11 protein-coding genes are annotated in these 11062 nt (G+C 73.1%); 10 read left to right on the top strand and 1 reads right to left on the bottom strand.

Annotated elements, in window-relative coordinates; genetic code table 11:
• Position 1: 1 nt before the first annotated feature.
• Together ACFWWU_RS14425 and ACFWWU_RS14420 are read left to right on the top strand one after the other, a co-directional pair.
• A complete protein-coding gene (locus ACFWWU_RS14425; RefSeq protein ID WP_384144099.1) occupies positions 2-229 on the top strand; it encodes a hypothetical protein in 228 nt (75 codons plus the stop codon).
• A complete protein-coding gene (locus ACFWWU_RS14420; RefSeq protein ID WP_384144096.1) occupies positions 222-1283 on the top strand; it encodes a 2Fe-2S iron-sulfur cluster-binding protein in 1062 nt (353 codons plus the stop codon). The genes ACFWWU_RS14425 and ACFWWU_RS14420 overlap by 8 nt, the downstream gene beginning before the upstream one ends.
• Before the next feature lie 160 nt (positions 1284-1443).
• On the opposite strand, the gene ACFWWU_RS14415 is transcribed toward ACFWWU_RS14420, so the two are convergent.
• On the bottom strand, positions 1444-2316 hold the full coding sequence (locus tag ACFWWU_RS14415) for an IclR family transcriptional regulator (protein WP_384144093.1): 873 nt from the start codon (positions 2314-2316) through the stop codon (positions 1444-1446).
• A gap of 209 nt (positions 2317-2525) precedes the next feature.
• Between ACFWWU_RS14415 and hsaA (ACFWWU_RS14410) the strand changes: the two genes are divergently transcribed.
• The 8 genes from hsaA (ACFWWU_RS14410) (at position 2526) to ACFWWU_RS14375 (ending at position 11009) form a co-directional block, all read left to right on the top strand.
• On the top strand, positions 2526-3695 hold the full coding sequence (hsaA, locus tag ACFWWU_RS14410) for a 3-hydroxy-9,10-secoandrosta-1,3,5(10)-triene-9,17-dione monooxygenase oxygenase subunit (RefSeq protein WP_384144090.1): 1170 nt from the start codon (positions 2526-2528) through the stop codon (positions 3693-3695).
• 292 nt (positions 3696-3987) lie between these two features.
• Complete coding sequence (hsaA, locus tag ACFWWU_RS14405) at positions 3988-5154, top strand: 3-hydroxy-9,10-secoandrosta-1,3,5(10)-triene-9,17-dione monooxygenase oxygenase subunit (protein ID WP_384144087.1); 1167 nt, start codon at positions 3988-3990, stop codon at positions 5152-5154.
• 12 nt (positions 5155-5166) lie between these two features.
• Entirely contained in the window at positions 5167-6042 is an 876-nt protein-coding gene (hsaD, locus tag ACFWWU_RS14400; RefSeq protein ID WP_384144084.1) for a 4,5:9,10-diseco-3-hydroxy-5,9,17-trioxoandrosta-1(10),2-diene-4-oate hydrolase, read from the top strand.
• A gap of 27 nt (positions 6043-6069) precedes the next feature.
• Positions 6070-6963 (top strand): VOC family protein, encoded by an 894-nt coding sequence (locus ACFWWU_RS14395; RefSeq protein ID WP_384144081.1) that lies wholly within the window; start codon positions 6070-6072, stop codon positions 6961-6963.
• Positions 6951-7433 (top strand): flavin reductase family protein, encoded by a 483-nt coding sequence (locus ACFWWU_RS14390; protein WP_384144079.1) that lies wholly within the window; start codon positions 6951-6953, stop codon positions 7431-7433. The genes ACFWWU_RS14395 and ACFWWU_RS14390 overlap by 13 nt, the downstream gene beginning before the upstream one ends.
• A 197-nt stretch (positions 7434-7630) precedes the next feature.
• Complete coding sequence (locus tag ACFWWU_RS14385) at positions 7631-9331, top strand: FAD-dependent oxidoreductase (protein ID WP_384144076.1); 1701 nt, start codon at positions 7631-7633, stop codon at positions 9329-9331.
• Positions 9331-10095, top strand: a complete 765-nt coding sequence (locus ACFWWU_RS14380; RefSeq protein ID WP_384144073.1) for a glucose 1-dehydrogenase — start codon at positions 9331-9333, stop codon at positions 10093-10095. The genes ACFWWU_RS14385 and ACFWWU_RS14380 overlap by 1 nt, the downstream gene beginning before the upstream one ends.
• Positions 10092-11009, top strand: a complete 918-nt coding sequence (locus ACFWWU_RS14375) for an alpha/beta hydrolase (protein WP_384144070.1) — start codon at positions 10092-10094, stop codon at positions 11007-11009. Before ACFWWU_RS14380 ends, ACFWWU_RS14375 begins: the two co-directional genes overlap by 4 nt.
• Positions 11010-11062: the final 53 nt, after the last annotated feature.

The raw sequence follows: 11062 nt of genomic DNA, 5'->3' as shown, positions 1-11062 counted from the left end.
CATGCGACCGGTGGAATGCGCGACCTGCGGCAACCAGGTCCTGTGCGAGAAGTTCAGCCCGGCTCACACCTCCGTGCAGTGGACCGCCGACGCGGCCGTCGTCTGCGCCGAGTTCCGCGACCGGGTGAACGAGGGCGCGACCAGCGCCCGGATACGGACCTGCCGGGCCCTGCGGTCGAGCATCGACCGCGCGGTGGAGGACGGCACCCTGGAGGTCGTCGATGCCTGAGCCGATGTCCGAACAGGGGCCCGGGGCGCGCACCCACCGGCTGCGCGTCGTCCAGGTGATCGCCGAGACGGCCGACGCGCATTCCCTGGTGCTCCAGGCGCCGCCGGAGAGCACGGACCGCTTCGCGTACCGCCCCGGGCAGTTCCTCACCCTCAAGCTGCCGGGCGCGGACGGGAAGCCGGCCGCCCGCTGCTACTCCCTCGCCAGCTCACCCCACACCGGCGAACCCCTGAAGGTCACCGTCAAACGGGTGGCCGGCGGGCACGGCTCCAACTGGGTGTGCGACCACCTGGCGGCGGGCGACGAGCTGGAGGTGCTGCCCCCGGCCGGCACCTTCACCCCCGACTCCCTCGACCACGACCTGCTCCTCGTCGCCGGTGGGAGCGGCATCACGCCGGTGCTCTCGATCGCCAAGTCGGCCCTTGCCGGGGGACAGGGCCGGGTCGTCCTCCTGTACGCCAACCGTGACGAGACCTCGGTCATCTTCCGCGACGAACTGCGGGAGCTGGCCACGCACCACCCGGACCGGCTCCTCGTGCTCCACTGGCTGGAATCGCTCCAGGGCCTGCCCCGCGCGGAACGGCTGGCCGCGGCACTCGCGCCGTACGCCGACCGTGAGGCCTTCGTCTGCGGACCGGAACCGCTCATGGACGCCGTCGAGCAGGCGCTGCGCGCGGTCGGCACGCCGGGCCACCGCATCCACCGGGAGCGGTTCTTCTCCCTCGGCGGACACGTCTTCGACATCCCCGCCCAGACGGTCGGCGACAGTACAGGGGACAGCGTCAGTACGGCGGAGGTGGAGCTCGACGGCGAGACCCGCACCCTCGCCTGGCCACGGTCCACCCCGCTGCTCGACGCGCTCCTGGCCGCCGGCATGGACGCCCCGTACTCCTGCCGGGAGGGCGCCTGCAGCGCCTGCACCTGCCGGGTCGTGGCGGGCGACGTGAAGATGCTCCGCAACGACGTCCTGGACGACGAGGACATCGCCGAGGGCTACGTCCTGGCCTGTCAGGCCCTGCCGCTCACCGACAGGGTCGCGATCACCTACTCCTGATACTCCGGACACTCCTGGCAACTACGTGGCGACGCTCGTCGTACGCGCCCCCCACGACGGCGTCGCTTCCCGGGCGCCCCGGGACGTACGACCGACTGACCCGGCTCCGCCGACTCCGTCCCCGGCGGACACCACCGTGTGTCCGTCGGGGACGGAGTCTTCACATCCACTCGCTGAAGCGCAGCCAGGTCATCATGTCGTCCATCGACGGCTGCGCGAGCCCGGTCTCGGCCATCGCCCCGGCCGGCCGCGCCTGCTTCTCCGTGTACCGCCCCGGACCGAACATCGCCTGCCAGACGGAGCGCGCGCAGCCGCGCACGGTGGGCGCGATCCGCTCAAGGTCGCGGTGGACGCCGTTGCCGGACACCGAGATCGCGGCGATCGCCCGGCCCGCGCCACGCAGCGGCGCGGCCACGCAGAAGACGCCTCGGAACCCCTCCTCGTGGTCGAACGCGACCCCCCGCTCCCGCGCCATCGCCAGCTCGCCCCGGAAGGACTCGGGGCGGGTGATGGTCCGCGGTGTCCGCGGCCGCAGTCCCTGCGCGATCACCTGCTCCGTCACGGAAGGGTCGCTGAAGGCCAGGATCGCCTTGCCCGACGCCGTGCAGTACGCCGGCTGGCGCCCGCCCGTCCGCGAGGGCACGCCGGAGTCGTCCGACCCGCCGATCCGCTCCAGGTAGACCACCTCGGCGCCGTCGAGCACGGTGAGGTGGACCAGGTGGCCCGTGGACTCGTGAAGGGCGTGCAGATGGGGCAGCGCCGCCCGGCGCAGCCGGTTGTGGTGCGAGGCCATCGCCCCGAGCTCCAGCATGCCCATGCCGAGCCGGTAGTCCCGGCCCTCGCGCTCCAGCCAGCGCAGTTGCACCAGCTGATCGAGGATGCGGTGCGCGGAGGACCGGCGGATGCCGGAGCGCTGCACGACCTCGGTCAGAGTGAGTCGGGGCCCCGCGCTCTGGAAGGCGCTCAGCACCTTCGCCGCCTTCTCCAGCAGGGACAGCGGCGGACATCCGGCCTCGACAGTTGGCGTCGCCATCGGCACCTCCCACACGGCCGGCGGACCGCCTTGGCCGCGTCCGCAATCTCCGGTATCGCGTGGAGATTGTCAGAGTGTCCCGGCGGCTGGGAAGAGGGTGTTCCGTCTCGGAACAGTAACGCGTAGTTTTCCTCACGTCATTCGGCCACGGCACGCCGAGCTCAGCAGACGAGCTCGGCGGACGGGCCCGGGATCCGGGAGGGGCGCCCATGCGCGAAGAGGACGTTCTCGCCGCGGTCCGCGCGCTCGCCCCCGCCCTGCGCGAGCGCGCGGCCGACACCGAGACGCTGCGCCGCGTGCCCGACTCCACCGTCGCGGAGCTCGAAGAGGCCGGCTTCTTCCGGCTCCTCCGGCCCAGGTCGTACGGCGGACTCGCCGCCGCCCCGGACGTCTTCTACGCCGCGCTGCGGGAGATCGCCAAGGCGTGCGGCTCGACAGGCTGGGCCGCGGCCGTCCTGGGCGTCCACCCCTGGCACCTGGCCCTCTTCGACCCACGGGCCCAGAACGACGTCTGGGGCACGGACGGAGCCGCCCGCATCTGCTCCTCCCACGCCCCCACCGGGGAGGTCGCCACGGTCGACGGCGGCTTCCGGCTGTCCGGCCGGTGGCACCTCTCGGCAGGCTGCGACCACGCCCGATGGGCCCTCCTGGGCGGTGTCGTCACCGACGCCGAGGGACGGCCCGTCGACATGCGGACCTTCCTGGTGCCGTGCGCCGACTACCGCGTCGACGACGTCTGGGACCCGGTCGGTCTGCGCGGCAGCGGCAGCAACGACATCGTGGTCGAGGACGCCTTCGTCCCCGGCCACCGGACCCTCGGCTTCGGCCCGGTGACCGCACTGCGCTGCCCGGGACACGAGGCCAACCCCGAGCCGCTGTACCGGCTTCCGTACGCCGCCGTCTTCACCACCGCGATCTCGACCGTCATGGTCGGCATCGCCGAAGGGGCGTACGAGGAGTACGTCGCGGCCGCCCGCGAGCGACTGAGCACCGCCTACGGACAGCGGGTCGCCGAGGACCCCTTCGCGCAGGTGCGCGTCGCCCGCGCGGCCGGCGACATCGACGCGAGCCGGCTGCAGTTGACCCGTAACACAGCCGATCTGTACGCCGTGGCCCGCGACGGACGGGAACCGTCGACGTCCCTGCGCGCACGAGCCCGCCGCGACCAGGCGCTCGCCGGCGAACGCGCGATCGCGGCCGTGGACCTGCTGATGCAGAACGCCGCGGGCAGCCCCATGCGCGGCGGTGCCGACGTCCTCCAGCGCGCCTGGCGGGACCTCCACACCGGCCGCGGACAGGCGGCCAACGACGTGGAGCGGGCCCTGCTCCTCTTCGGCCAGGACGCCCTGGGCATCGCCGTCCACGACCCGATGCTCTGACCGGCACGGTCGACCGCGGCACGGCCTTCGGGAGCACGGCCTACGGCGGCACGGGCGTCGGCGGCACGGCCTTCGGGAGCACGGCCTACGGCGGCACGGCCTTCGGGAGCACGGCCTACGGCGGCACGGGCGTCGGCCGCACGGTCCTCGGCGGCACGGCCATATGCGACCGCCCCTCAGCGCCCGCGCCCGGCTCTCCTTCCCGCTCAGTGGGAGCAGCGCATTTCGCCGCGTGTCGCCGCGTCGTACGGTCCTGGCACTTCCCCCACCACGACCCGAAAGGGGATGCCCCATGGCCGACGACGTCCTGGCAGCGATCCGCGATCTCGCCCCCGGCCTGCGCGAGCGCGCGGCCGAGGCCGAGGCCCTGCGCCGCGTACCCGACGCGTCCATCAAGGAGATCGAGGACACCGGCTTCTTCCAGCTGCTCCAGCCCCAGGCCTTCGGCGGCCGGGCGGCGGACCCGCTGGACTTCTACACGGCGGTCAAGGAGATCGCCAAGGCGTGCGGCTCGACCGGCTGGGTCGCCTCCGTGGTCGGCGTCCACCCCTGGCACGTCGCCCTGTTCGACCCGCGCGCCCAGCAGGAGGTGTGGGGCGAGGACCCCAAGACCCGTATCGCCTCCTCGTACGCCCCCACCGGCAAGGCGACCGCCGTCGACGACGGCTTCCGGCTGTCCGGCCGCTGGCACTTCTCCTCCGGCTGCGACCACGTCCAGTGGGCCCTGCTCGGCTGCCTCGTCCCCGACGCCGAGGGCAACCCGGTGGACATGCGCACCTTCCTGATCCCCCGCTCCGACTACCGCGTGGACGACGTGTGGGACACCGTCGGCCTGCGCGGCAGCGGCAGCAATGACGTCGTCGTCGAGGACGTCTTCGTCCCCGACCACCGCGCCCTGAGCTTCGGACCGGTCACCGCCCTGAAGGTGCCCGGCCACGCACTCAACCAGGAACCGCTGTACCGGCTGCCGTACGCCGGCGTGTTCACCACCACCATCACCACCCCGATCGTCGGCATCGCCGAGGGCGCCTACGACTCCTACACCGAGGCCACCAGGCAGCGGTTCCGGGTCTCCTACGGCCAGAAGGTCGCCGAGGACCCCTTCGCACAGGTCCGCATCGCCCGCGCCGCCAGTGACATCGACGCGAGCTGGCTCCAGATCACCCGCAACATCGGCGAGATGTACGCGCACGCGCAGCGCGGCGAGGACCTCCCCATGGAGCTCCGCACCCGCACCCGCCGGGACCAGGTGCTCGCCACCGAACGCTGCGTCGCGGCCGTCGACCTCCTGATGGAGAACGCCGGCGGCAACGCCATGCGCACCGGGCCCAGCCCCGTCCAGCGCGCCTGGCGTGACGCCCACACCGGCCGCGGCCACGCCGCCAACGACCCCGAGCGGGCCCTCGTCATGTACGGGCAGTGCGCGCTCGGCATCGACATCCACGACACCATGGCCTGAGAGGTGCCCCCGATGGCAGAGGCAGAGCTCACCCCCGCGTCGACGTCCCGCACCGCCAAGGCGGCGGGACTCACCCTCCACTACCACGAGGCCGGACCCGCGGGCCGGGACCGGGCACCCGTGGTGATCATGCTGCACGGCGGCGGCCCCGGCGCCTCCGGCTGGAGCAACTTCGGCCGCAACCTTCCCGTCTTCGCCGAGCACTTCCGTACGCTCCTCGTCGACCAGCCCTGCTACGGCCGCTCGGACAAGCCGGAGCTCGACAAGGACTACTTCAGCTACAGCGCGGACGCCGTGGCCGCGCTGATGGACGAACTGGGCATCGAGCAGGCGCACTTCATCGGCAACTCGCTCGGCGGCGGTACCGCCGTCCGCGTGGCCCTGAACCACCCGGAGAAGGTCGCCAAGCTCCTCCTGATGGGCCCCGGCGGCGTCTCCGTCAACCTCTTCGCCCCGGACCCGACCGAGGGCATCAAGCGGCTCTTCGAGTTCAGCGCCGCCCCGCAGCCGACCAAGGAGCAACTCCGCACGTTCCTCGGCGTCATGGCGTACGACCAGTCGATCGTCACCGACGAACTCGTCGACGAGCGCTGGGCCTCGGCGAACGACCCCGACACCAGGCTCGGCAACGCCCGGATGGGAGCCTCGTTCGCCGACCCCGCCTGGGCCGAGGACGTCATGCTCTGGCGCGAAGCCCACCGGATCACCCAGCCGGTGCTCCTCACCTGGGGACGCGAGGACCGCGTCAACCCCCTCGACGGCGCGCTCGTCGCGCTCAAGGCCATCCCCGACGCCCGCCTGCACGTCTTCCCGCACTGCGGCCACTGGGCCCAGGTCGAGCAGGCCGACGAGTTCAACCGCCTCGCCCTCGACTTCCTCTCCCACTGACACCACGAACGGAAAAGGGGCATCACCATGGACATCCGTGCTCTCGGATACCTGCGGCTGGAGACCACCGACCTCGACGCGTGGCGCCGCTACGCGCTCGACGTCCTCGGCATGGTGCAGGCGACCGGCACCACCGACGACACCCTCCTCCTGCGCGTCGACGACCGCGCCTACCGCATCGCCATCCAGGCGGGCGAGAGCGACCGGCTGCTCGCCGCCGGCTGGGAGGTGGCCGACGCCGCCGCGCTCGCCACGGCCGCCGCCGAGCTGGAGGCGGCGGGCGTCGCCGTCAAGGCCGCCGACGACACCGAACTCGCCGAGCGCCGGGTCCGGGGCCTCATCCACGTCACGGACCCCTGCGGCAACCCGCTGGAGATCTACTGGGGCCAGGCACAGGACCACTCCGCGCTCGGCACCCCGTACGGCAACCGCTTCGTCACCGGCGACCTCGGCCTCGGCCACGTCGTGCTCCCCGTCCCGGACGTCGAGGCCGCACTCGACTTCTACGCGAACCTGCTCGGCTTCCAGCTCCGCGACTCCATGAAGCTCCCGCCGCAGGCCGTCCCGACCGCCGCGGAGCAGCGGGACTTCCACTGGATGCACTTCCTGAGCCCCAACCGCCGCCACCACAGCCTGGGCCTCTACCCCGGCGCCCTGCCGCCCGGCATCGTGCACTTCATGGTGGAGCTGGAGACCCTGGACGACGTGGGCCGCGGCCTGGACCGCACCCAGGCCGCGGGCATCCCCATCGCCTCCAGTCTCGGCCGCCACACCAACGACCGGATGGTGTCGTTCTACGCCCAGGCGCCCGGCGGCTTCCAGGTCGAGTACGGCTGGGACGGCCTGGTCGTCGACCCCGCCACCTGGGTCGCCAAGGAGATCACCGCCGACAGCTTCTGGGGACACCAGTGGAACGGCTGATCGACCCCGCCGACTTCCGCGACGTCCTCGGCCGCTTCGCCAGCGGCATCACCGTCGTGGCGGCGCTCGACGGCGGCGAACCCGTCGGCTTCGCCTGCCAGTCCTTCGCCTCGCTCTCCCTCGACCCCCCGCTGGTCATGCTCGCCGTCGGCAAGTCCTCAAGGAGTTGGCCGAGGATCGAGCGGGCGGGCCGGTTCTGCGTCAACATCCTCGCCGAGGAGCAACGCGACACGTGCGCCGCGCTCGGCCGCGGCGGAGCCGACAAGTTCGCGGACGTGCCCTGGAGCGCCGGCGAGCACGGGACCGTACGGATCGACGGAGCCCTCGCCTTCGTCGAGTGCGCGCTGCACTCCGTCCACGAGGCCGGTGACCACTCCCTGGTCACCGCCCAGGTGGTCGCGCTCGACGCCCGCGAGGACGGCCGGCCGCTGCTGTTCTTCCGCAGCCGCTACGCCGTCGGGGCCTTCTGATGCCCCTCGACGTCGACAAGGAGACGTCCACCCCGCCCGTACGCACCGAGGCGGTGTGGGACGCGCGCGACGTGCGACTCCGCGCGTCCGGGACACGGCCGACGGCTACCGGCTGACGGCCACCGCAGCGGAACGCGACGACGCGCCGGTCCTCACCGACGCCCTGATCACCCCCCCCGCTGACCAGGGAGAACCCGATGACGAGGGAGAACCCGATGAACGACACCTGGGACCACACGTACGACGTGGTGGTGGTCGGCTCCGGCTCCGCCGGGATGGCCGCCGCCCTCACCGCCCGGCTCCGCGGGCTGACCGTCCTGGTGGTGGAGAAGACCGACGTGTACGGCGGCTCGACCGCCCTGTCAGGCGGCGCCATCTGGGTGCCGAACAACTTCCACCTGGACGCCGCCGGGCTCGGCGACACCCCCGAGAAGGCCCGCGCCTACCTGGACGCCACCGTCGGCGACCGGGTACCCGCCGAGCGCAAGGACGCCTATCTCGCGCACGGGCCCCGGATGGTGCGGGAGTTCCACGACCGCACCGCCGTGAGGTTCGTCTACACCCCCGGCTACCCCGACTACTACCCCGAGCGGCTCGGCGGCTACCCGCAGGGCCGCTCCATCGAACCCCGCATCTTCGACTTCAAGAAGCTGGGCCCGGAACAGCGCGGCACCATGCGCCGGGCCGGACTGCCCACCTACGGCCTCACCATCACCTCCAAGGACTTCCGCCTGCTCAACATGGTCGGGCGCACCTGGGCCGGCCGCCGGACCGCCGCCAGGGTCGGCGGCCGGGCGGTCAAGGCCCTGCTTTCCGGACAGCGACTGCTCTCCCTCGGGGAGGCGCTGATCGCCCGCATGCGGTACTCGCTGGACACCCTCGGCGGCGACCTGTGGCTGTCCGCGCCGTTGACCGGTCTGGTGGAGGAGGACGGCCGGGTCACCGGGATCCGCGTCCTCCGCGACGGCCGGGACCTCACGATCCGGGCGACCGGCGGTGTCGTCCTCGCCTCCGGCGGCTTCTCGCACGACCAGCGCCTGCGGGAGAAGTACCTCCCGGCGCCCACCTCCGGCGAGTGGAGCGCCGCCGCCGACGGACAGACCGGCGACGCCCTGGAGCCGGCCACGGCGCTCGGCGCCGGGACCGACCTCATGGACAAGGTGTGGGGCGCGCCGTCGGTCGTGCTGCCCGAGGGCAAGCCGTTCTTCCTCGTCGCCGACCGTGGCGTCCCCGGCATGGTGATCGTCGACGGGGCGGGGGACCGGTACGCCAACGAAGCAGCGCCGTACCACGAGTTCGTGGACGCCATGTACGCCAACGACAAGCCCGGGGCGACGACCGTCCCGTCCTGGCTGATCCTGGACGCCGTGGCCAAGTCCCGCTACCTCTTCATGGGCCTGCTCCCCGGCCAGTCCTTCCCCAAGCCGTGGCTGGAGAGCGGATTCGTCAAGAAGGCCGCCACCCTGGAGGACCTGGCCGTACGGATCGGCGTCGCCCCGGTGCGACTGCGCGCCACGGTCGACCGCTTCAACGGCTTCGCGCGCGCCGGACGCGACGAGGACTTCCACCGCGGCGACAGCGTCTACGACCGCTACTACGGCGACCCGACGCTCCCCAACCCCAACCTGGCGCCACTGGAAAAGGGGCCCTTCCACGCGATCCCCGTCCATCCGGGCGACATCGGCACCAAGGGCGGCCTGGTCACCGACGCGACGGCCCGCGTACTGCGCGAGGACGGCACACCCATCGTCGGCCTGTACGCCTCCGGCAACGTCTCGGCGGCGGTCATGGGCGAGACCTACCCGGGGCCCGGCGCGACCATCGGCCCCGCCATGACCTTCAGCTGGCTCGCCGTCAACGACATCGCCCGCACCCGCGCCGACCAGGGGAGCCGCTGATGCCCGCCGACCTCACCGGAAAGGTCGCCCTCGTCACCGGCGCGGCCCGCGGCATGGGCGAGGCCGAGGCCCGTCTCCTCGTCGCCCTCGGGGCGCGGGTCGTCCTCACCGACGTCCGCGAGGCCGAGGGCGAGGCGACGGCCGCGTCCCTCGGCCCCGCCGCCCGCTTCGTAAGGCACGACGTGACCGACGAGCGCTCCTGGGCCGCCGCCGTGGCCGCCGCCGTCGACACCTTCGGCCGGCTCGACGTCCTCGTCAACAACGCCGCGATCTACTCCACCTCGCCCATCGTCGACGAGGACCCGGCCCGCCTGGAGGCGCTCCTGCGGGTCAACCTGATCGGCCCGTTCCTCGGCATCCGGGCAGCGGCCGGGGCGATGCGCGCGAGCGGCGGCGGGTCCATCGTGAACATCTCCTCGCAGGCGGGCCTCCAGGGCATCTGGGGGCACGGCGCCTACGGAGCCGCGAAATGGGGGCTGCGCGGCCTGACCAAGACCGCCGCCCTCGAACTCGGCCCGGACGGCATCCGCGTCAACTCCGTCCACCCCGGGGCCATCGCCACCGCGATGACCGCCCACCTCGGCACCACAGTGCACCCGGCCGCGCCGCTGGGCCGCGTGGGGGAGCCCGACGAGGTCGCCCGCCTCGTCGCCTTCCTCGCCTCCGACGACGCCTCGTACCTCTCCGGCGCCGAACTCGCCGTGGACGGCGGGGCGTCGGCCGGCCGGATGCCGGCGCTGCCCCCGAAGGGAGAGGACGCGTGACCCGGCCCGCCCCCGAGGTCCAGGCGGTCATCGACCTGGCCACCGCCCACTTCCCGCCGCTGGGAACGGAGATGACGGACATCGCCGAGGTACGGGCCTTCTTCGCCGCCCGGCCGAGACCCCCGGTCACCCCGCTCCCCGTGGCCCGCGTCACGGACGAGGACGCCGCCGGCGTACCCGTACGCGTCTACGACCCGGGCGTCCACGAGAACGCGCCCGTGATCCTGTACTGCCACGGGGGCGGCTTCGTCCTCTGCGACCTCGAAAGCCACGACGGCTTCTGCCGCGCGCTGGCCCTGGCCACGGGCGCGACCGTCGTCGCGGTGGACTACCGCCGCGCCCCCGAGCACCCCTTCCCCGCCGCCCCCGAGGACGCGTACACGGCGCTGCTCTGGGCGGCGAGGACGTTCCCCGACCGCCGTATCGCCGTCGCGGGGGACAGCGCGGGCGCCAACCTCGCCACCGTCCTCACCCTGCTCGCCCGTGACCGGGGCGGCCCCCGCATCGCCTGCCAGGCGCTCTACTACCCGATGCTCGACCCCACCCGCTCCCGGCCCTCGCACCGCGAGCACGGCCAGGGCTACTTCCTCACCTCCGACCACCTGCGCTGGTACTGGGACAGGTACCTGAGAGAGCCCGCGGACCGGACCGACCACCGCGCCGCCCCACTGGCCGCCGCCGACCTGTCCGGGCTCCCGCCCGCGCACGTCGTGACCGCCGGTTTCGACCCGCTGCGGGACGAGGGCCTGGCGTACGCGGCGGCGCTCACCGCCGCCGGCGTCGCCGTGGAGGCCCACCACTACGCGGGGATGTTCCACGGCTTCCTCACCATGGCCGCCGACGGCCTGCCCGACCAGGCCGAGGCCCGCGCGACCGCGTTCGGCTTCCTGCGCGCCGCGCTCTACCCGCACTGACCACCGCACGACGGTCCCGCACGCGTACGCCCCCGCCCCCACCGGATCCGATG

It is taken from the genome of Streptomyces sp. NPDC058650 (genome assembly GCF_042717315.1).
Lineage (GTDB): Bacteria > Actinomycetota > Actinomycetes > Streptomycetales > Streptomycetaceae > Streptomyces.
Note: the sequence above shows the minus strand (reverse complement) of the source record. Positions and strands in the feature narration are given on the sequence as shown.